Raw genomic sequence first — 20,705 nt, forward strand, 5'->3', positions numbered from 1 at the left:
ACCGACACCCCGGCCGGCCGCACGGTCGGGGCTCGGGAACGCGGTCACTGGGGCGCCATGAACATCCCGCTCGTGGTGCGCACGAGCGCGCCGTCCCGCGAGAAGTGCGCCCGCACTTCGTACAGGCCGAGCGTGCCGCTGAGGAAGTCGGGCATGCCGTAGTGGTTCACGGGCAGCCCCAGCCGCTGGAAATACGCCTCGGCCACCGTCCGCATCGTCTCGGGCCGCGCCTCCTCCGGCGTGCCCCAGTGCAGCCAGGCCGCGCCCTCCTTGATGTCCCTCGCGGCCAGGTCGGGATCGGTTCCGGGTTCCGGCAGCCGGTCGTCGGCCACCGCGAAGAACCGTCCGCCGATCCAGAGGAACGTGTGGCCCGCCACCGTCGCCGCGGTGCGGGACAGTGCCATGGCCACGGGCCCGGGCGCCACGTAGGGCTCCAAGTCCAACTGCTCCTCGTCGAGTTCCGGCACCGCGACGCCAGGCGGCAGCTCGGCCGCCGCACGGAACGCGGCCCGGATGTCCTCGGTGCCCGGAGCCCACGCGAACCTGTCCTCGTTCGCGTCGTAGCTCGACAGCGGGCGCGCCGCCAACCCGCCGCCGGGGAACCGTATCTCGCCCGCGGCCTCGTCCCACTCGGGCACCGCGCCCTCGAAACCCAGGTGTTCGCGCGCGTACGCCAGCGCCTCCCGCGTGGCGCACTCCGAGTACGCGATCGAACGTGCGGCCGTCGGCAGCAGCGCCGCCGGGAACCAGCGCTGCGTGCTCGGGTCCGGCCTCGGCGCCGGCTCCGGGCGGGGGCGCGGCTGCGGCCTGGGGCTGGCCAGGCCCTGTTGCTGCTGCCGCCCGCCGGTGACGGCCACGTCGGTGACGCTGTCGGCGCCCAGCTCGACCACGACCCTGGCGCCGTCGGCCAGCACGCCGGTGAGCCGCCCGTCGCCGTCCCGTTCCGGCTCGGCGCCGTGCCGGGCGAACCACCCGCGCACCGCCGGCTCGGGGTCGCCCGGCAGCACGGCCGCCCCGGCGCGCAGCGCGCGGGTGAGGCGCCCGGCGCTCGGCGCGGCGCGCGGCACCACGGGGTCGTCGGTGACCAGGAATAGCCGCGAACCGCCGCCGACCACGACGGTCACCGCCCCGTGCGCCTCCAGCAGCCCCATGCAGATCAGCAGCAGGTGGTCGGCGGCCAGGCGCGGATCGGGGAAGTCGCTGAGGTCGGGCATGCGCCGGGTCAGCTCGGGAACGCCCTCGCGCCGGCCGAGTTCCCGCAGCCGGTGCACATAGGCGGCCCCCGGCGTGTGGGCGAACGAGTTCGCCCAGCCCCACATCCACGTCCCGTCCGCCGCGAACGAGCCGACGACCTGCCCGTCGAGCGTGATCCCCGAACGCGTCACGGTCGCCCGCTCAAGGTCGTAGCGCGCGTCGCCGTGCGGGACCAGTTGGTCGAAGAGTTCGAGCTGTTCGGCGACCCACGCCATGTGGGGCCGGGCGAGTTCGAGCAGGCGGTCACTGAAACGCATGGTGGTCATGGTGGTGTCGTTCCTCAACGTTGCGGGTAGGTACGTGAGTTACGACATCAACTCCTGCCGCCCGGTTCCCCCGCCCCTGCGCTCTTCGGCGACGGCGGCGGGTGGGTCAGAGGACTTTGTAGGTCAGCTCGTACAGGGAGAGAGACAGCGCGCCGATCGCCTGCTTCCGTTCCCCGAGTCCCACCTCGGAGGCAATGATCTTCGCTCCCCCGATGAAGGAGACCCGGCCGCTCGCCTCGTCCATCTCGTGCAGAAGGATGTCGATCGGCGCCTGATTGACGAACGGAACGAACCGCTCGTCGAACTCGTAGAACTCCCCTTTCCGCAACCGCACCTTCTCGAAGACGCCGCCGTCACCTCTGCTGATGACGATTTCGTCCGCACCATCCGGGTCCTGGGTTCTCTGCGCCTCCAGATACAACAACTTGGCGAAAGCCGCATTCGCCATAGCACGCCTCCCATTCACTCATGCCACACAGCCTATTACCCAGTGATAGCACACACATCCGGGCAGCGCATTTTGCTAAAAAGCCCCTCTACGGGATTCCACTGGCCGGCCTTCGTGCGGCTGCCCCGCCCGGCGGGTCGGCTGCCCGGCCGCGGAGTCAGTCCCCCGCGTCGGAGAACCTTCGCGCGAGGTCGCGATACCGGTCCGCGGCCAGCCTCCCCTGGGCCGGGCTGATGGTCGACCCGGCCATGCGGCTCAGGCGTTCGATCTCCTGCGAGAAACGCAGGTGCTCGCGCCGAGCGTGCTCGCGGCAGGCCAGGCAGGTGACACGATCCGGGCGAGCAGAGGTCATCGCGTACGGCACCCGCAGCCCGCACCCGGTGGTGACGAGGCTCGGCAGGTCACCGGCCAGGCCGAACGTGGACGCCACCACGTTGCGGACGGCCGCGTCGTCGTGGACCACCTTCGCCTGCACGTGGATGTGCGGATCGTTCCCGTCCACGAGCCCCCTGCCATGGCAACTGGACTGACCGATCACGCTCCCACCGGGCCGCATCCACGAACGACGCGGACCGAAGGAGCCGAGTTTTCACGACAGTTCCATGTACACGTCCGCGATGCAACGGCGGTTCTCGGACTCGTCCCTGCGGAGCCACGCCAGCGGCAAGGGGTGCCATATGGCGCTATGGTTGTTGTATGGCCACCAAGAAGGTGACTATCGCTCTCGACGGATCATTGGTCGAAGTCCTGGCCGGTGCCGCCGAGGAAGAAGGCATCCCGCTCTCCCGACTCGTCGCCGGAGCAGCCGAACGCGAACTTCGCCTGCGGGCCGGGCGGGCCGTCGTCCAGCAGTGGCAGGCCGAACACGGCGCTTTCATCCCGGAAGAACTTGCCGCTGCCCGCGCGGAGATGGCCGCAGCCGACGCCGAGCACCTCGGCGGCTTGGGAGCCTCGGCCGCGGGAACATCCTCTACTCGTACGACGTCGGGGTGCTGATCGATTCCATCGAAAACGACGACCGACGCATGTGGGTCCGCCACAGCCTGGCCCTCGAAGACAGCCGGGACATTCACGTCCCGTGTCGGGGAACCGCTTCGACGGCGGCCCGCCACTCCGGGGCCTTCACGTGACCGCCCTCGTCCAACCGGTCCGCAAGCTGCCTCCGCAGCCGCCCGGCGACCAACTCCGCATCAGTCATGCGCCTCTCCTCTCCAACAGGGCGAGAACTTCGCGTCGCTGGACGAAGGCGCGAGGCTAAGCCAGCGCGTCGCACACCTCGGCGGCAGTCGGCCGCTCGGCCGGAACGGGACTCAGCATCGCTTCGACGATCGCACCCAACGGCCCGGGGATGGTGACCTCCCGGTGGTGCCCCTTCGCGATCACACGGCGCTGCTCCTCCCGTTCCGCTTCCGGTGGGAACTCCACGGCCCTGAGCCCTGTCACACTGATGAAGAGACTCGCTCCCAACCCGAAGACGTCGCTCTCCCGTGTCGGCACGGCGGAACCTTGCTCGACAACACTTCGAGAGATCTCGGGGCTTTCGTACATGACAAGGCAACCGCGGAACGGGAAGTCGTAGGCTTCAGGAATGCGGCCCCCGTGCGCCAGGCCGAGGTCGATCAGGTGCGTGCGCTGATCGTCGATGATGAAGTGATGCGGCTGCACATCACCGTGAACTAAACCGGCGTCATGGAGACGGGCAAGTTCCTCCGCACACGACAGCGCCTCAGCCATGCGCGTGCCCGTGTGGCGAGTACCGTTCCGATACCCCTCCCACAACTCCCAAAGGCTTTCGCCCGCCCGCCAAGGCTGCACGCCCCAGGTCCCGTGCTCCCAATGGCCCCAGTGGATACCGTCACGTCCGAGCTGCCGGAGGATTATGGCTTCCCTTGCCGGAGCGAGCGCCGTGAATGTGTGTGTCGGGGAGGAGACGTACCCCAGCTTCACAGCGTGACGCTTCCCCTGCTCATCGGTGACACGCCAGACGGAGGAGCCACGCCGGTTCATTACCAAGCGGCTCGAACGCGGACGCAGCAAGCTCCGCAATTCTCCGGTCAGTTCATAAGGCCCCTTGCCCATGACTTCCCCCTTTCTCAGCGACGGACCGGGCCGGCCCCAACGTCGGAGGCCAGCCCCTCGTCCGTCGTCCTGCCGGGCAGTGATGTCAAGGCATCCAGCACCAGCGGGGCGGCTTCATCCCGCGTGTGCCCTCCGGTATTCGGCCCAGCTCGCCACCGATCCCACCATCTCCTGGGCCCACCCCGGGTTCCCCTGACGTTCAGCGATCTCTCGCCACATCCGCAGCGTCGCAGCGGCGAACACGTCGATCCCCCGAGGGTCAGCATGCCGCCAAGCCGGGCACCCACTGACCAGTTCTTCGGCGTCTGCCGGCCTGTGCCCGGCGCTCACGAGCTGAGAGACAAGCGTCGCTGGATCGATGAACGCCGCCCCCCGGGTGGGCCAGGACCAGTCCACCACCCACGACCGGCGGTCCCCGAGGAGGAAATTGGCGGGATGAATGTCCCCGTGAATCAAAGATTCTCCACGGAGAAGTGCCACCTCCTCGTCACTCGCAGTGAACCAGTCCCACCGATCCTCTGTCCATCCTCGCGCGACCTCGGGCAGATCGAGCGCGCCGATACGGCTGAGAGCATCCACCACCCGAGCTACATCCGCCGAGCCAGGAGAGAAGTCCGCAGGGCGACCTTCCACGTACTCAAAACCGAGTGCGATCCAGTCGTCGCCCTCCGCGGACCACAGCATGGCCGGAGAGACCGGTAGCACGAACGGATTGATGACCTGCTCACGCCTGATGGAGTCCCGGCGCCCTCCCGGCTCGTTGCGCATCGCCTTGACGAAGAAGCGGCCCTGCTCCCCGTCCACGACGGCCGCCACGTCCGAGCCGGACGCACGCGCCACAGGCTCGACCGCGCTCACGTCACCCGTGAATGGGTATACAAGTCTCCGCAGTTCGGGGACCGGGAGATGGTGCACGGCTCAGTTCCTCGGTTGGCAGGCAGCTATCGGGTGACCTACGAGATCGTCAGGCGGAAGACCGGAACGAACGGATCGCGCCCCAATGCCGCCACGGCGGAAAGAATCTTGGCCTGAGTCGCCCGGTCCAGCTTTTTGAGCTCCCTCTCGGCGGCTGAGGTGAATTCGACCTCGTAGCCGCTCACTCATCGCCCTTGGTGTGTTCGGCGAGCAGGTCGGAGAGAGAGGTGCGCGTTCCGTCGTCGGTGGGGGGCTCGCGTGCGGCGAGGCGCCGGTCGACTTCCTCCTCCGCCGCTTCGAGGTCCCGCATGGACACCACCGCTGCGATGGGTTCCCCGTTCCGGGTGATCACCGTGACGCCGCCCTCGGCCGAGCGCGTCAGCACAGGGCCGAGAGCGGCGGGGAGTTCGGATTCGTCGACGCGGTCGGGCAGATCGCCTGGTTCGCTCATGCCGGTCACCGTAGCGGGAGGGGTGGGCCGCGTTGTTCGTCAGAACGGTCGGCGGCGGGCGATGCGGGGGTCGGTGCGGCGGGCGGCCCACAGGATCGTGGACGGGTGCAGCGTCATGCTCTCGCCCGAAGTGAAGTGCAGGCGTTTGGCACCGCGATGCATGCTCGTGAGGTCGCTGATCACGAAGACCTGGCCGCCGATCATGAGCTGGTCGCCACGGCGAACGGTGGCGGCGTTGACCTCCACGGCCACCTGAACACCGGGCGGCCTCATCGCGCCACCACCGCGAGCGTCACAGCCAGCACGAGCGCACACCCCGTGACGGCCTGCGCGACCACCTCGACCCGGCGAGCGCCGGGAACGTGCCGCTCATCTCGTTTCCGACTCATGTTCTTATCGCCCTTCCAAATGGTCACGAACCGCCGCCGCAAGACGCTCCGCCTCCCGCAGCAACGCCGCCGTCCGCTCAGCAATCGTCTCCGAAGGGTCCACCAACTCCCGCTCAGCGGCGCCCTGTTCGAGGTCCGCCTCGCCGGAGGGCTCAGGTTGTGGGGTGGTCATCTCGTCACCTGCCGATCAGTTGCTTGCCTTCCCTTGGCGGGCCGCACCCCCCGCACCGCCCGTGATCAGACAACACCGCTGGGCTACGATCGAGAATGGTTGACTGAAGACCTCTCAACTCGAATGACTGCCCGAATCGGTAACTTGGCAGGTGACAGCATGGATCAGGTGACACCCGAGCAGCAGTTGAGCGCCAATACTCACTTCGGCGTCGAAGTGAAGGCCGCTCGGGACAGCCGGAAGCAGACGCAGCGGCACTTGGCCAGCGGGACGGGCTACTCGGTCGCGTACGTCAGCAAAGTGGAGAACGGCGTCCTGATGCCATCAGCACGCTTCGCCGAGCGTTGCGACCTCGTCTTCGGCACCGGAGGACTGTTCACACGACTGCGGCAGAGAATCAGCGAGACAGAAGCGCCGTCCTGGGCCGTCACCTACCTGAAGCTCGAAGCGAAGGCCGAGCGCGTCCTGGATTGGTCGGTGCACTGCCTCAACGGCCTTTTGCAGACGGAAGATTATGCTCGCGCCATCTTGCGAGCGGGTAATCCGCATCAGGATGCCGCCACGATCGACGCCATGGTGACGAACAGGATGCGCAGATACCCGGATGCTTTCGAGTCCGCCCCCAAGGCAAGGCTGTGGGCTGTCATTTATGAGGCATGCATCAGATCTCGCGTCGGCGGAGACGGGGTGATGGCCGGCCAACTCGATCACTTGATCACCCTGGCGCAAAAACCGGAAATCGACCTCCAAATCATGCCGTTCGCCGGTGGTGCGGCCGCATCCCACGCTTCCGCGTTCTCCCTCATGACCTTTACAGATGACACACCCACCGCGTTGTGGACGGACGGGCCGGTGGGCGGTCGGCTCTACCAACATGGTGCGACCGCGAGAACTGTGGCCGAAATGCACGAGAGGTTGCGCGCCCACGCCGTCTCTCCTGAAGAATCACTGGACCTTATGCGAAAGATCTCAGAGGAACACCGATGACTGCGCACTACACCGCACCGGACACCAAGTGGGTCAGCAGCTCCCACAGCATCAACGGCGGGGCGTGCGTCGAGTGGGCGCCGGGGGTGGTCGTGGGGGGTGGTGCGGTGCCGGTTCGGGACAGCAAGGTGCCCGCCGGGCCCGTGCTGACCTTCGCGCCCGCCGCCTGGCAGACATTCGTCGCCGCGCTCGACGACCGCCGCGCCTGACCGTTCGGGCCGCCGGGCCTTCAAGCTGGCGTGATGCCGAGCACACCCGATCGGCCGGGCCGCAGGTCCGGCCGGTCGGGGCGGGGGGCACCCGCCGGAGAAAACCTGTGCCGGCGGAGGTAGAGAGGTAGGCTTGCCGGAGTCACTGTCCTCCGCGCGGAGCGGCGGGCGGTGTGCGAACTCCTCGGGGCCCTGGTGCCGTACGGCACCAGGGCCCCGGACGCGTGACCGACCTGAGGTGTGAATGACCGCGGAGAACCCCTACGACCGCCTCGACGACGACGACTACCCCGCCTACACCATGGGCCGCGCCGCCGAGATAGTCGGTACCACCCCTGGTTTTCTGCGGGCCCTGGGCGCGGCGCGCCTGATCACGCCGCTGCGTTCCGAGGGCGGCCACCGGCGCTACTCGCGCTACCAGCTGCGGATCGCCGCGCGCGCCCGCGAGCTGGTGGACCAGGGCACGCCCGTCGAGGCCGCCTGCCGCATCATCATCCTTGAGGACCAGCTCGAAGAGGCCCAGCGGATCAACGAGGAGCTGCGCCGCTCGGCCGCGCGGGACCGGCCGGGGGCCGATGCCTGAGCCGCTGGGCGGCGTCCGGCGGTGCCGGGCCCGGCACCGATGCTCACGTGAGAGAGCCGCTTTTTCTGCGATCGCGACGTGAGATTGAGGGCCCGGGCGCGATGACGATATCTGGTGCGGGTGGGCGCGGGCAATTTTTGCCCGCGCGCCTCCCGCTTCCCCGTGCTACTGTCGATCTCAGTTGCAGTTGTGGTTCCCAGAGCTTCAAGTGCACCCGCCGGCGCTTCTGCCGCTGGGGGCACTTTTTCTTTTCCGGTCATTTTCCGGGCAGGGCAATCATCACGGCGACACGGGCTCGCACGGTGTGGGCCCGGAGCATGCCCCAAGGAGTAATGACATGGCTTCCGGTACCGTCAAGTGGTTCAATTCGGAAAAGGGCTTCGGCTTCATCGAGCAGGACGGTGGCGGCCCCGACGTGTTCGCCCACTACTCGAACATCGCCGGCCAGGGCTTCCGTGAGCTGCTCGAAGGCCAGAAGGTGACCTTCGACATCGCGCAGGGCCAGAAGGGCCCGACGGCCGAGAACATCGTTGCCGCCTGACACAGCGCACAGCACGAGCTGGGGCCCGCACCTCGGGGTACGGGCCCCAGCTCGTTGCATGGGGCGGCACGGTGCCGCCCCGCTTCCCGGGCGCTCTCGGCCGCGGCGTCCCGCGCCGCCCTCCGCCGCCGCCCGGCACATCTTCCGGCTCCGGAGACCGACTCCGTATGAGCCCGCCGACCGCGGTCGCGAAACGCCGCTCGGCCCGTTTTCTCTTCTGTTTTCATTTCGGCTCGTTCTCGCGATGTCCCACGCGGCTCTCCTGCCGCGGGAATGCCTTGATACGCGCCGCATCGAGGAAGGTTCTGCATGAGGAACCGCACACGCACGAACGACCGATACTCCCGCTCGCGTTCCGGCCGCGCCGAGGGTGCGGGCGGGAACAGCCGTTTCCGTTCCCCCGCCGCCGGCCGTTCCAGTGGTCCGGCGCGGCGGCAGGCGCCGCTCCAGGGCGAGTTCGCGCTGCCGAAGACCATCACTCCGGCGCTGCCCGCCGTCGAGGCGTTCTCCGAGCTCGACCTGCCGAAGCCGCTGCTCGCCGCGCTGGCCGCCGAGGGGGTGAGCGTGCCGTTCCCGATCCAGGCGGCGACGCTGCCCAACACCCTCGCGGGCCGGGACGCGCTCGGCCGGGGCCGGACGGGTTCCGGCAAGACGCTGGCCTTCGGCCTCGCGCTGCTCGCGCGCACCGCCGGGCAGCGCGCCGAGCCGAGGCAGCCGCTCGGGATGGTGCTCGTGCCCACCCGTGAGCTCGCGCAGCAGGTCACGGACGCGCTCACCCCGTACGCGCGCTCCGTGCGGCTGCGGCTGGCCACGGTCGTCGGCGGGATGCCGATCGGCCGGCAGGCCGCCGCGCTGCGCAACGGCGCCGAGATCGTCGTCGCGACGCCTGGCCGGCTGAAGGACCTCATCGACCGCGGCGACTGCCGGCTCAACCAGGTGGCCATCAGCGTGCTGGACGAGGCCGACCAGATGGCCGACATGGGCTTCACGCGGCAGGTCACCGTGCTGCTCGACCAGGTGCGGCCCGAGGGCCAGCGGCTGCTGTTCTCCGCGACGCTCGACCGGAACGTCGACATGCTCGTGCGCCGCTACCTGACCGACCCCGTCGTGCACTCCGTGGACCCCTCGGCGCACGCGGTCACCACGATGGAGCACCACGTGCTGCACGTGGACGCGGCGGACAAGCAGGCCACGACCACCGAGATCGCGGCGCGCGAGGGCCGCGTGATCATGTTCATCGACCGCAAGCACGCGGCCGACCGGCTCGCCAAGCACCTGCTGAGCAACGGGGTGCGCGCCGCGGCGCTGCACGGCGGGAAGTCGCAGCCGCAGCGCACCAAGACGCTGGCCCGGTTCAAGGACGGGCAGGTCACGGTGCTGGTGGCGACGAACGTGGCGGCGCGCGGCATCCACATCGACAACCTCGACCTCGTCGTGAACGTCGACCCGCCCACCGACCACAAGGACTACCTGCACCGGGGCGGGCGCACGGCTCGGGCCGGCGAGTCGGGGCGCGTGGTCACCCTGGTCACGCCGGACCAGCGCCGCGACATGGCGCGGCTGATGTCCGCGGCGGGCATCGCCCCGCAGACCACGCGGGTGCGCGCCGGTGACGCCGAGCTGCGCCGCATCACCGGGGCGCAGGCGCCCTCCGGGGTTCCCGTCACGATCACGGTGCCCGCGGAGGCGCCGCCCCGGCCGCGCGGTGCGGCGCCCCGCGGTCGGCGCGGCGGGAGCCGTTCCGGTGCGGCACGCCGTTCCGGCTCGGGCTCGGGCCGGCGGTCGTCGTTCGCCGGTTCCGCGCGGGTCGACGCGGCCTGAACCACCCTCTGATCAGCACCTGTTGGCCCCGGTCGGCGCATGCCGGCCGGGGCCGGCGCGTGCCCGGGCGCGGCGGCCGGGCGTTCCTGCCTGCCGCGCCCGGGACCCCTCCCGGACGCGCGGCCTAGGGTCGCGGCCGATCCCGGTTCCGTGACCCGGTCCGCACCGCGCGCCCGGGTCCCGGCCGGTTTCGCGAACGGTCCCGGACGACGGGGCCGACGAGGCGAACAAGGAGGACTCGGTGAGGGGAACACCCCCGGTTCGTTCCGCACCGCGCCGGCGCGCCCGGCTGCCGTGGGCGGGCGCCGCGCTGGCGGCGGTCGTCGCGGCGCTGCTCGCGCCGACGCCCGCGCACGCCGCGCCCGTGCAGATCACTCCGGACGGCGACGCGGTCACGGCGAGCACCAGCGACGAGAACGTGCCCGCGAACGCCGTCGACGACAACTACCGCACCCGCTGGTCGGGCGAGGGCGACGGCGCCTGGCTCGAACTCGACCTCGGCGCGTCCATGACCGTCACCCACATGAAGCTCGCCGTGCACAACGGCACCGAGCGCCGCAACGTGTTCGAGCTCCAGTACTGGACCGGCTCGCGCTGGGTGACCGTGCACGACGGCGAGACCAGCGGGGAGACGACGGGACTTGAGACGTTCAGGTTCGACCCCGTGCAGACGTCCAAGGTCCGCTACCTGGGGCACGGTTACGAGGGCGACGGCGAGGGCGACTGGAACAGCCTGACCGAGGTCGAGGTCTGGGGCACCCCGGGCGGCGACGACGGCGGGGACGACGGTGGGGACGACGGCGGCGACGCGGAGTTCCCGTCCGACGTGCTCGACCTGAGCGACTGGAAGGTCACCCTGCCCATCGGGGACGACGGGGACCCCACGGAGATCTTCCAGCCCGACCTCGACGAGTACGTGCACGACGAGTTCTTCCGGGTCAGCGACTCCGGGGACGCGGTCCGCTTCCGCGCGCCCGTGAACGGCGTCACGACCGGCGGTTCCAGCTACCCGCGTTCGGAGCTGCGGGAGATGGAGCCGGGCGGCGGCGACGAGACCGAGTGGTCCTCGACGTCCGGCACGCACACCATGACGGTGCGGGAGGCGTTCACCCACCTGCCCGAGGACAAGCCGCACGTCGTGGGCGCGCAGATCCACGGCGGCGACGACGACGTGACCGTGATCCGCCTCGAAGGCTCGGAACTGTGGATCACCGAGGGCGACGAGAGCAACCACCACCTGATCACCGACGACTACGAACTCGGCACGGTCTTCGAGGTGCGGTACGTCGTCAGCGACGGCGAGATCGACATCTACTACAACGGTGATCTCGAAACGACCATCGAGCACCGCGATTCGAGCAACTACTTCAAGGCCGGGGCCTACACGCAGGCCAACTGCGGCAACTCCTCGCCGTGCAGCGACGACAACTACGGCGAGGTCGAGATCTACGACGTCGCCGTGACCCACGGCAGCGGCGATGGCGGCGGTGACGACGGCGACAACGGCGGCGGTGACGGCTCCGACAGCACGCAGGCGGCCGTTCGGCACGGCTGGGGCACGCCGTTGGCGATCTCGGACGAGTTCGACTACACCGGCCCGGTCGACCCGGAGAAGTGGGCGGTGCCCTCGGGCACCGTGGGCGGCACCCAGGGCTGCTGGGAGGGCCACGACGGCAACGGCCGCAGGTGCGCCAAGAACAGCGTCGTCGAGGACGGCATCATGACGATGACCGGCGAGGCCAACGGCGACTCCGGGTGGCTCAGGCAGCGCCTCGACACGCAGTACGGGCGGTGGGAGATCCGGTCGCGCTCGCAGAACACCGGGTCGAGCGGCGGGCTCTACCACCCGCTGCACCTGATCTGGCCCACCGAGGGCAACCGGCTGGAGAACGGCGAGTACGACTGGGTCGAGTACTCGAACCCGGACGCGCAGTGCCTCACCGCGTTCCTGCACTACCCGCAGAGCCCGACGGACGAGAAGGAACGCCGGGACCTGTGCCCGTTGGACATGACGGAGTGGCACAACTTCGCGTTCGAGTGGACGCCGGACGCGCTGGTCGGCTACGTCGACGGCGAGGAGTGGTTCCGGGTCGCGGACGGCGCGAACGACGAGCGCGGCGACATCCAGGACATGCCCTCGGGGCACCTGAACATCCAGCTCGACAACTTCACCGGCGACGGCGGCCTGCGCCCCGCCGAGTTCCAGGTCGACTGGGTCCGCGTCTACGAGTGACCGGGCGGTAGCCCGGACGGAACGCCCCCCGGGGGCCGGGTTCGTGCCCGGCCCCCGGGGCTCGCCCGGGTGAGCCGGTGCGGAACGGGGCCGGGGCGCGGGGGCTGACGTGGCGGTGCCCCCGGCCACGCGGGGCGTGGGCGGGGGCACCGTACCTCGTGCGAGGCGGGGACGCTCCTTCAGATGTCAGTCGGTGGCGATGGCGTTGAGGATGTTCATCCGGCCCGCCCGGAAGGCGGGGACCAGCGCGGCCAGCAGGCCGACCACGGCGGAGCCGATGAAGACGCCGATGATCGTGCCCCACGGGATTTCGAGCACCGGCATGCCCTCAAGCGCGAGCAGCTGCTGGCCCGCCGCGCCCCAGGCCATGCCGATCCCGAGCCCGAGCAGCGCGCCGAACAGGGCGATGACGACCGACTCCAGCCGGATCATGCGCCGCAGCTGCCGCCGGGAGAGGCCGATGGCGCGCATGAGGCCGATCTCGCGGGTGCGTTCGACCACGGCGAGCGCCAGGGTGTTCACCACGCCGAGGATCGCCACGATGATCGCGAGCGCCAGCAGGCCGTACACCATGTTGAGGAGCTGGCCGACCTGGCTCTGCACGAGTTCCTTGAACTCGGCCTGGTCGCGGACGTCGACCTGCGGGTAGGGCTCCATGGCGGCTTCGAGGGCCGCGCGGGTCTCCTCCTCCGTGCCCTCCTCGGCGGAGGCGAACAGCGTCCACGGCAGCGGCATGGCCTCCGCCGGGAGGTAGGTCTCCACCGTGTCGGTGCCCACGAACCACGTGCCGGCGATCGCGCTGCCGGTGTTGATGATCGCGCGGACTTCGAGCTCGCCGCTCTCGCCGTCCTCGAACGCGACGGTGAGCCGGTCCCCGACGCCGACGCCGTTCTCCTCGGCCCAGTCGGAGGCGATCGTCATGCCGCCCTGCTCGAACGCGGCGGCCACGTCGCCCTCGGCGACGTCGAGCGCCATCTCGTTGACGAAGCTCGCGGGCGAGGCGGCCAGGTTCCGCTCCTCCGTGGTGCCGTCGGGGGCGGTGACGTCCGCCATGACCGACAGGGCCGGGGTGACGCTGGCCAGGCCGTCGACGCCCTCGGCCGCCTCCACGATCTGCGGCGGGAGCTGGGTGAAGTTGCTCGTCTGGATGATGTAGTCGGAGCCGAGCGACTCGTCTATCTCGTCGGTGGCCGAGGCCACCATCGAGGAGCCGACCACGGAAAGACCCGCGACCAGCGCGAGGCCGATCATCAGCGCCGACGCGGTCGCGCCGGTGCGGCGCGGGTTGCGCAGCGCGTTGCGTTCGGCCAGGCGGCCGACCGGGCCGAAGCCGCGCAGCAGCACCGCGCTGAGCCCGCGCACGACGAGGCCCACGAGCGCGGGGCCGACCAGGATCAGGCCGAGCAGGCTGAACAGCACGCCCAGCGCCAGGAACCCGGCGCCGTCCGCCGCCTCGTCCACCGAGGCCGTCGCGGCCAGCAGGCCGAGGCCGGCCAGCGTGAGCACGGCGCCGAGCACCGCGCGCACCCGGCCCGCCCTGACGTCGCCCGGCATGCCCGCGTCGCGCAGCGCGGCCATGGGGCTGATCTTCCCGGCCCTGCGGGCGGGGATGTAGGCCGCGAGCAGCGTCACCGCGACGCCCAGGACGATGCCGATGACGGGCACCGACCAGGCGATGGTCAGGTCCTCGGTGCTCAGGTTCATGCCGAACGCGCTCATCAGCGCCATCAGGCCGACCGCGAGGCCGACGCCGACGCCGAAGCCCACGACCGAGCCGACCACGCCGAGCAGCAGCGCCTCGATCAGCACGGAGCGGTTCACCTGGCGGCGGCTGGACCCGATGGCCCGCATGAGGCCGATCTCGCGGGTGCGCTGCGCGACGAGCATCGAGAAGGTGTTGACGATGAGGAAGATACCGACCAGCAGCGCGATGCCGGCGAAGCCGAGCAGCACGTACTGGAGGATCGACAGCACCTGGCCGATCTCGTCCTGGTTCTCCTCGATGTACTCGTCCGCCGTCTGCAACTTGTACGCGTCCGCGCCGACGGCCTGGGCGACGGCGTCGCGCAGCGCCTCGTCGCTCAGGCTGCCGTCGGAGTCGACGTAGATCTCGGTGAACCCGTCCGCGCCGCCGAGCAGCATCTCCCGCGCGGTGGGCAGGTCGGTGTGGAAGAGGGCGGCGCCCGGGTTGGTGACCGTGAACTCGGCGATGCCGGTGATGGTCATCTCGTAGTCGCCGAACACGGTCAGCAGCCGGATCGTGTCCCCGACCGCCAGGTCGTTGTTGTCGGCGGTGTCGGAGTCGACGAGGGCCTGGCCCGAGCCCTGCGGCGCGTCGCCCTCGACCAGTTCCATGGTCCGCTCTTCGATCTCGGACCAGTTGGCGACGAGGGTGGGGGCGCCGGTGGCCGGGCCGAGGTTCTCGTTGTCCGCGCCGATGGCGGTGGCGCCGGTGGAGTACAGGGTGCCGGTGGCGCTTTCGACGCCCTCGACGGCGGCCACCTCGTCGGCGACGCTGCCCGGCACGGTCTCGGGGACGCCGTTGGCGGGCGCGGCGTCGAAGGTGCTCTCGCCCTCCTCCTCGGCCGGGGCGATCATGACGTTGGACGCGGCGTCGCTGAACAGCTTGTCGAACGTCGTGTTCATGGTGGCGGTGAACACCAGCGTGCCGCACACGAACGCCACCGACAGCACGACGGCCATCGCGGACAGCACCATGCGCCACTTGTGCGCGAAGAAGCTGCGCAGGGAGGTCTTCAGGACGGTCACGACGTGCGCCCCTGGGCGTCGAAGCCCCGCATGCGGTCGAGGACGCGGTCGGCGGTGGGCTCGCGCATCTCGTCGACGATGCGGCCGTCCGCGAGGAAGACGATGCGGTCGGCGTAGGCGGCGGCGACCGGGTCGTGGGTGACCATGACGATGGTCTGGCCGAGGTCGTCGACGGAACGGCGCAGGAAGCCGAGCACTTCGGCGCCCGCGCGGGAGTCGAGGTTCCCCGTGGGCTCGTCGCCGAAGATGATGTCGGGCCTGGCGGCCAGCGCGCGGGCGACCGCCACGCGCTGCTGCTGCCCGCCGGAGAGCTCGTTCGGCCGGTGCTTGAGGCGTTCGCCCAGGCCGACGGTGGCCACGACGCGCTCCAGCCACTCCTTGTCGGCCTTGCGGCCGGCGATGTCCATCGGCAGCGTGATGTTCTCGATCGCGCTGAGCGTCGGCAGCAGGTTGAACGCCTGGAAGATGAAGCCGATGTGGTCGCGCCGCAGCTGCGTCAGCTTCTTGTCCTTCAGGCCGGTGATCTCCGTGTCACCCACCCAGATGCGGCCGGAGGAGACGGTGTCGAGACCGGCCAGGCAGTGCATCAGCGTCGACTTGCCGGACCCGGAGGGGCCCATGATCGCGGTGAAGACGCCCTTCTCGATGTCGACGCTGACGTTGTCGAGGGCGAGCACCTGGGTCTCGCCCGAGCCGTACGCCTTCACGACGCCCTCGGCCCGCGCGGCAACCGCTGAGTGGCCTCCGCTTCCCCCGGTCGTCGGAACCTCTACAGCGGTTGTCACGTTGCACTCCTATCGAGAACAGGTCTCGGCATCACGTTCGGAAACATCCTGGTGTCAGCAGACTAGAGACAGCCTGGCGCGACCTCGTCGCCCCAGGGGACGAGCCGCTCCTCGGCGGAAAGTCGCACGCGCCCCCTAGGGGACGCGACACGAGGATGAGCCATGCCGTAGGGGTAGGGGCAAACGGGTTTCCGGTCCTGGCCGGCGGGGGCCGCCGACCGGCTCGTCAATCCGCAGGCAGACGGTACTCTTGCCTCTCCGCGTGGGACCACCGTGCCCCGATCCACCCCCCAGCACGCTCAGGGACGTCCACGTTCCGCCGAAGGGATGCAGGCGATGGGAAGCGCTGTGCCACGTGCCGTCGTACTCGCGGACTCCGACAGCCGGTGGCGGTGGGCCGCGCTCGTCGCCCGGCAGCTCGCCCCCAAGCACGCGCTCGACGCCCGGTTCCTCGCCTCGGCCACCACCCCGTCGGAACGGCAGATCGCGGAGGTCGGGATCGTGCCCGACACCAGCCGGGTCGTCACCCACGCGGAGCTGATCGACGACCCGTCCCTCGCGGAGGCCGAGCTGCTGGTGCTCGGCACGACCGGCGGCACCGCGCTCGCCCTCATCCACAGCCTGGGGATGGCGTGGGAGGCCGCGAGCCGCAGGCCCGTGGTCGTGACCGGATACGTCGGCGTCGTGTACGAGAACGTCGTCGACGGGCTGCTGCTCCGGGTCGGCTCCGACATCGTCCTGGCCAACAGCCCGCACGACGCGAAACGTTTCCGCGAGGTCTACCGCGGCGTCGGCGCCGACCCCTACAGCGTGGTCGAGGCCGGGCTGCCGTTCCTCGGCGGGCAGCGCCACGACCCGGCCGCCGCAGGCCGCGACCGGCCGTTCACCGTGTGCTTCGCCGTGCAGCCGACCGTGCCCGCCGGGCGGGCCGCGCGCCTCGGCCTGCTCGACAAGCTCCAGCGGCACGCCAGGCGGCACCCCGACCGCGAGGTACTGCTGAAGCTGCGCGCCCGCGCGGGCGAGACCGCGACGCGCCTGGAACGGCACCCGTACCAGGCGCTGTTCGAGGAGCTGCCCGACCCGCCGGAGAACCTGAAGGCCGTGCACGGCGACATGGCGGAAGTCCTCGACCGCACCGACCTGCTGGTCACCATCAGCTCGACCGCGGCCATGGAGGCCATCCACCGCGGCATACCCACCGCCATCCTCACCGACTACGGCGTGCGCGAGGCGCACGGCAACCACTTCTTCGTCGCCTCGGGCGCGCTCGCCTCGTTCGCGCAACTGGACGAGGGCCTGGTGCCGCGCGCCGACCACGCGTGGGCCGCCGAGCACGGCATCGGCAGGCGCGACCCGTTCGCCGCCGCGCGCGACCGGTTCGACCAGCTGCGGGACCGCGTGACGCCGCTGCCGCGCATGCGCCCCTACTACACGCCGGGCAACGCGTCCGACTACCTGGAGACGCTGCTCGGCCGGCACGGCATCGGCCTGAGCGGACGGCCGCTGCCCAGCGGTTCCGCCGCGAACCCGACCGCGATGCGCAAGCTGATCCAGCGCGGCGCCGGCGGCCTGTACCGGGTGGGGCGCAAGCGGGTCGCGCCGGTCATCCGCCGCCTCGCGCAGGGCTGACAAGGCGCACGCGCAGTGCTGACAGCGCCCGGTGCGGCTGCATAAGATCGACCGACCTACCGGAACGCCCACGGGAGTGGCCCAGTGAAGCGCCGCCGCACGTCCGCACTGTCCGTCTCCGCCGCCGCCCTCGCCGTCGTCGCGGCCCCCCTGCTGACCGGCTGCTCCACCGACGCCCACCCCGGTGCCGCGGCCGTCGTCGGCGGCGAGCGGATCTCCGTCGCCACCGTCCAGGCCGAGGTGGAGACCGTTCGCGACGCCCAGCGCGCCCAGCCGCAGGGCGACCAGCTGGTGTCGTCGACGCCAGGACTCACCCGCGACACGGTCGAGTTCCTCGTGTACGCCCAGGTGCTCGAACACGCGGCGCGCGAGGCCGGCGTCGAGGTCACCCGCCGCGACGTGCAGACGGCCAGGGCCCAGACCGAGCAGAGCATCGGCGGGCCCGACGCGCTCGCCCAGGCCGCGTTGATGCCGCAGGGCGGCACGCCCATGGCGGGCGACGAGCAGATCGACCGCATGCTGCGCATCCAGCTGCTGTTCCAGGGCCTCGGGCAGGAGCTGGGCGTCGCGCCGGACGCCGGTGGCGTGCAGCAGCTCGCCGCGTACCTCGCGGAGACCGCGGACGAGGTCGGCGTCGAGGTGAACCCGCGCTACGGCGAGTGGGACGCCGAGGGCGTCGTGCTGGCCGACGCGCCCGCGCCCTGGCTGAACGCGGGCGGCGCGGACGAGCAGGAGCAGCCCGTTACGCTCGACGGGTGACCGACGGCCGCATCGTTCTCCTCACCACGACCGCCCGGGTGGCGCCGGGACTGCTGTCCTACGCCGCCTGGCAGGCGCTGCACGGCGCCGACCGCGTCCTGTGCCGCGCATCCGCCCACCCGCAGCTGCCCTACCTCGCCGAGGCCGGCGTGACGGTGGAGACGGGGGCGCCCGAACTGGCGGACGCGCCCGCGCTGATCGGCGCGTGCGCCGGGGGCCGCACCGTGGTGGTGCTCGCGGCGGCCGACGGCGAGCCGGACCTGACCCGCGGCCTCGCGCTGCTCGCCGGTTCGGGGCGCGCGAACGGCATGCCGGAACTGGAGCTGCTGCCCGGCTCCTACGACCTGCCGGGCGCGCGGCTGCTCGACCTCGTCGGCGTGATGGACCGCATCCGCGCCGTGTGCCCGTGGGCCTCGACGCGCACCGCGGCCGATCTCGCCAGGTACGGGCTTGAGGAGGTCTACGAGCTGGTCGAGGCGATCGAGACCGGCGACCGCGCGGAGCTGCGCGAGGAACTGGGCGATGTGCTGCTCCAGGTCGTCTTCCACGCCGTCATCGCGCGGGACGACCCGGAGCAGCCGTTCGACATCGACGACGTGGCGGACACCATCGTCGCCAAGCTGATCCGCCGCCACCCGCACGTCTTCGGCGACGAGCACGCCGAGACGGCGGAGGACGTCAAGGCGCTGTGGCTGCGCGAGAAGGCCGCGGAAAAGCGGCGCGCGTCCGTGACCGAGGGCGTTCCGCTGGGGCAGCCGGGCCTCGCGCTGGCCGCGAAGCTGGCCGCGCGGGCCCGCACGGCCGGGCTCGACGCGCCGCTGCCCGGCGGGGCGGACGCGCCGGGGCCGGCCGGTGACTTCGGCACGCGGCTGCTCGCGCTCGCCGTCGAGGCCGAGGCGGCAGGCGTCGACCCGGAGGCGGCGCTGCGCGCCGCGGCCCGCGCCTACCGCGAGGCGATCCGCGCGGCGGAGCGGGCGGGGGGCCCGGCGGGCGGCTGAGGCGCGGCGGGTCCGGCGGGCGGCTGAGGCGCGGCGCCGGGCCGGTGATCGCCCGCGCACCGCGAACGACAGCGCGAACGGCTCCGCGACCGCCGCCTCAATCGGCGGCGCGGACGGCGATACCGGGGTAGGCCAGTACCAGACCTGACGCGTCGTAGACCAGGCGGCAGGCGAAGTCGAAGGCCGGAGCCGTGTAGTCGAACCGCTGGTGGGAACCCTCGTCCTGCACCCGGGCGTACGACTGCGCCAGCCGCTCGACGGCCGGGTCGAGGACGCGGACGTACGCCGCCGGGGCCTCCGCCCGCGCGCCGACGGGCAGGCCGAGGCGGTGCACCGGCAGCGCGTTGGTCAACGCCGAGGACTCCAGATCGATGTCCAGGCATCCGTCCAGGTGCGGTGCGACCGCGCCGTCCACGTGCCAGCGACCCGTGCCGTCGGCCTCGACCACCGTCGAACGCGCCGCGTTCGCCTCCGACCGCGACGTGACGCGCGCCCGTCGCGTCCTCCAGGCGGCGTCGAGGGTGATCGCGTAATCGACGATCCAGTGCCGGCCGTCCTCCGCGGCGGCGGTCGAGCCCTCGATGTCGTAGCCTCCGTCGCGGCGCGGGAGGAAGAACGCCACCTCGAACCCTGACCGCGCGTCCTGATGCGCCCAGGCCACCGACCGGGGCGGGGGGAGGAATGCCATGTTGTCATCCTCCCACCGGCCCCGGGACGCCCGGCGGAACGGCCGCGACCGGACAGGCGATCGGCGGGGGCGCGGCATGTGCCCGCGTTGCCCCGGCCGTTCCGCCCCGCGCCGTTCCGCCCGTGCCGTTCCGCCCCGGCCGGAGGCGGGAACGGCACGGGGCGGGCCGGGTCAGTAGCCCTCGGGCGGCAGCAGGCGGTGCGGGGCCGCGCCGGTGAGCAGGGTGGTCAGGCCGCTGAGCACGTCGGGACCCAGGTACCAGTCGCCGGTGTGGTCCACCGCGTACGTCCGGCCCTCCATGTCGATCGCGAGGAGCGCGGTGCCGCCGCCCTCCTCGCCCAGCGGGCTCAGCCGCGTGTCGAGCGCGCGGCCGAGGTCGCCGAGTGTGCGGGCCCAGTGCAGGCCGCGCAGCGGGTCGACGACCACCGTCGTGGCCGCGAACTCCCGCCCGGGGCCCACCGGGTGCAGCCGCAGCGCGCCCAGTTCCGCCCAGGCCTCGAACGCCGCCGGGAACAGGCTGTGCGGGTGGCCCTGCGGAGAGCGGTGGGCGCTGAGCACGTCCGCCCAGCCCTCCGCCCGCACCGCGTGTCTTCGGCCCGGCTCCCAGCCGGCCGCGGCCAGCGCCTCGTCGACCGACCCCGGCGAACGGGCGCCGGGCGGCGCGGCGTCGGGGACCCTGGGATCGCCGGGCCCGTTCTGCGGGGCGCCCGAGCTGATGCTGCGCACGCC

22 protein-coding genes are annotated in these 20,705 nt (G+C 71.3%); 10 read left to right on the top strand and 12 right to left on the bottom strand.

All coding sequences use genetic code 11. From position 1 onward, the window contains the following. Positions 1 to 44: 44 nt before the first annotated feature. From LC193_RS11335 to LC193_RS11345, 3 genes are all read right to left on the bottom strand, one after another. Positions 45 to 1,511: a DUF6882 domain-containing protein gene (locus LC193_RS11335; protein ID WP_226073777.1), complete on the bottom strand. Its 1,467-nt coding sequence runs from the start codon at positions 1,509 to 1,511 to the stop codon at positions 45 to 47. Positions 1,512 to 1,626: 115 nt separating this feature from the next. Beyond that, positions 1,627 to 1,968 (bottom strand): hypothetical protein, encoded by a 342-nt coding sequence (locus LC193_RS11340; RefSeq protein WP_226073778.1) that lies wholly within the window; start codon positions 1,966 to 1,968, stop codon positions 1,627 to 1,629. 157 nt (positions 1,969 to 2,125) lie between these two features. Then, positions 2,126 to 2,470: a hypothetical protein gene (locus tag LC193_RS11345; protein WP_226073779.1), complete on the bottom strand. Its 345-nt coding sequence runs from the start codon at positions 2,468 to 2,470 to the stop codon at positions 2,126 to 2,128. Between the two features lie 194 nt (positions 2,471 to 2,664). On the opposite strand from LC193_RS11345, the gene LC193_RS11350 reads away from it, so the two are divergent. After that, complete coding sequence (locus tag LC193_RS11350) at positions 2,665 to 2,964, top strand: hypothetical protein (protein WP_226073780.1); 300 nt, start codon at positions 2,665 to 2,667, stop codon at positions 2,962 to 2,964. A 258-nt stretch (positions 2,965 to 3,222) separates the two neighbouring features. Here LC193_RS11350 and LC193_RS29095 read toward each other — a convergent pair whose 3' ends face one another. The 5 genes from LC193_RS29095 to LC193_RS11375 form a co-directional block, all read right to left on the bottom strand. Next, positions 3,223 to 3,702, bottom strand: coding sequence for a protein kinase domain-containing protein (locus LC193_RS29095; protein WP_318842147.1), 480 nt, complete (start codon positions 3,700 to 3,702; stop codon positions 3,223 to 3,225). A 459-nt stretch (positions 3,703 to 4,161) separates the two neighbouring features. Beyond that, complete coding sequence (locus LC193_RS11360) at positions 4,162 to 4,905, bottom strand: phosphotransferase family protein (RefSeq protein WP_226073782.1); 744 nt, start codon at positions 4,903 to 4,905, stop codon at positions 4,162 to 4,164. 95 nt (positions 4,906 to 5,000) lie between these two features. Beyond that, positions 5,001 to 5,147 (bottom strand): type II toxin-antitoxin system RelE family toxin, encoded by a 147-nt coding sequence (locus LC193_RS11365; protein ID WP_226073783.1) that lies wholly within the window; start codon positions 5,145 to 5,147, stop codon positions 5,001 to 5,003. Then, a complete protein-coding gene (locus tag LC193_RS11370; RefSeq protein WP_226073784.1) occupies positions 5,144 to 5,413 on the bottom strand; it encodes a type II toxin-antitoxin system prevent-host-death family antitoxin in 270 nt (89 codons plus the stop codon). Before LC193_RS11370 ends, LC193_RS11365 begins: the two co-directional genes overlap by 4 nt. Positions 5,414 to 5,452: 39 nt before the next feature. Next, positions 5,453 to 5,686, bottom strand: a complete 234-nt coding sequence (locus LC193_RS11375) for a hypothetical protein (protein ID WP_226073785.1) — start codon at positions 5,684 to 5,686, stop codon at positions 5,453 to 5,455. Between the two features lie 447 nt (positions 5,687 to 6,133). Here LC193_RS11375 and LC193_RS11380 point away from each other — a divergent pair, with 447 nt between their 5' ends. The 6 genes from LC193_RS11380 (at position 6,134) to LC193_RS11405 (ending at position 12,348) form a co-directional block, all read left to right on the top strand. Beyond that, positions 6,134 to 6,961, top strand: coding sequence for a helix-turn-helix domain-containing protein (locus LC193_RS11380; RefSeq protein WP_226073786.1), 828 nt, complete (start codon positions 6,134 to 6,136; stop codon positions 6,959 to 6,961). Beyond that, positions 6,958 to 7,170, top strand: a complete 213-nt coding sequence (locus LC193_RS11385; RefSeq protein WP_226073787.1) for a DUF397 domain-containing protein — start codon at positions 6,958 to 6,960, stop codon at positions 7,168 to 7,170. The genes LC193_RS11380 and LC193_RS11385 overlap by 4 nt, the downstream gene beginning before the upstream one ends. 244 nt (positions 7,171 to 7,414) lie before the next feature. After that, the gene (locus tag LC193_RS11390) at positions 7,415 to 7,753 is read left to right on the top strand and encodes a MerR family transcriptional regulator (RefSeq protein ID WP_226073788.1); all 339 of its coding nucleotides are present in this window, start codon (positions 7,415 to 7,417) and stop codon (positions 7,751 to 7,753) included. Between the two features lie 337 nt (positions 7,754 to 8,090). Then, positions 8,091 to 8,294: a cold-shock protein gene (locus LC193_RS11395; RefSeq protein WP_086160139.1), complete on the top strand. Its 204-nt coding sequence runs from the start codon at positions 8,091 to 8,093 to the stop codon at positions 8,292 to 8,294. 309 nt (positions 8,295 to 8,603) lie between these two features. Further along, on the top strand, positions 8,604 to 10,115 hold the full coding sequence (locus LC193_RS11400; RefSeq protein WP_226073789.1) for a DEAD/DEAH box helicase: 1,512 nt from the start codon (positions 8,604 to 8,606) through the stop codon (positions 10,113 to 10,115). 241 nt (positions 10,116 to 10,356) lie between these two features. Continuing rightward, the gene (locus tag LC193_RS11405; RefSeq protein ID WP_226073790.1) at positions 10,357 to 12,348 is read left to right on the top strand and encodes a polysaccharide lyase family 7 protein; all 1,992 of its coding nucleotides are present in this window, start codon (positions 10,357 to 10,359) and stop codon (positions 12,346 to 12,348) included. Positions 12,349 to 12,534: 186 nt separating this feature from the next. On the opposite strand, the gene LC193_RS11410 is transcribed toward LC193_RS11405, so the two are convergent. Beyond that, positions 12,535 to 15,117: an ABC transporter permease gene (locus LC193_RS11410; protein ID WP_226073791.1), complete on the bottom strand. Its 2,583-nt coding sequence runs from the start codon at positions 15,115 to 15,117 to the stop codon at positions 12,535 to 12,537. Then, a complete protein-coding gene (locus LC193_RS11415; protein ID WP_226073793.1) occupies positions 15,114 to 15,902 on the bottom strand; it encodes an ABC transporter ATP-binding protein in 789 nt (262 codons plus the stop codon). The genes LC193_RS11410 and LC193_RS11415 overlap by 4 nt, the downstream gene beginning before the upstream one ends. Positions 15,903 to 16,238: 336 nt before the next feature. Between LC193_RS11415 and LC193_RS11420 the strand changes: the two genes are divergently transcribed. The 3 genes from LC193_RS11420 (at position 16,239) to LC193_RS11430 (ending at position 19,288) form a co-directional block, all read left to right on the top strand. Next, entirely contained in the window at positions 16,239 to 17,531 is a 1,293-nt protein-coding gene (locus LC193_RS11420; RefSeq protein ID WP_226073796.1) for a DUF6716 putative glycosyltransferase, read from the top strand. Between the two features lie 84 nt (positions 17,532 to 17,615). Continuing rightward, the gene (locus LC193_RS11425) at positions 17,616 to 18,290 is read left to right on the top strand and encodes a SurA N-terminal domain-containing protein (protein WP_226073798.1); all 675 of its coding nucleotides are present in this window, start codon (positions 17,616 to 17,618) and stop codon (positions 18,288 to 18,290) included. Further along, the gene (locus LC193_RS11430; RefSeq protein ID WP_226073799.1) at positions 18,287 to 19,288 is read left to right on the top strand and encodes a nucleoside triphosphate pyrophosphohydrolase; all 1,002 of its coding nucleotides are present in this window, start codon (positions 18,287 to 18,289) and stop codon (positions 19,286 to 19,288) included. Before LC193_RS11425 ends, LC193_RS11430 begins: the two co-directional genes overlap by 4 nt. 97 nt (positions 19,289 to 19,385) lie before the next feature. Here the strand turns inward: LC193_RS11430 and LC193_RS11435 are convergent, their stop codons facing one another. Both LC193_RS11435 and LC193_RS11440 read right to left on the bottom strand, forming a co-directional pair. Further along, the gene (locus LC193_RS11435; RefSeq protein WP_226073800.1) at positions 19,386 to 19,976 is read right to left on the bottom strand and encodes a putative glycolipid-binding domain-containing protein; all 591 of its coding nucleotides are present in this window, start codon (positions 19,974 to 19,976) and stop codon (positions 19,386 to 19,388) included. Between the two features lie 171 nt (positions 19,977 to 20,147). Continuing rightward, on the bottom strand, positions 20,148 to 20,693 hold the full coding sequence (locus LC193_RS11440; protein ID WP_404819531.1) for an SUKH-3 domain-containing protein: 546 nt from the start codon (positions 20,691 to 20,693) through the stop codon (positions 20,148 to 20,150). Between the last annotated feature and the right edge of the window lie 12 nt (positions 20,694 to 20,705).

This window comes from Streptomyces marincola (assembly GCF_020410765.1).
Lineage (GTDB): Bacteria > Actinomycetota > Actinomycetes > Streptomycetales > Streptomycetaceae > Streptomyces > Streptomyces marincola.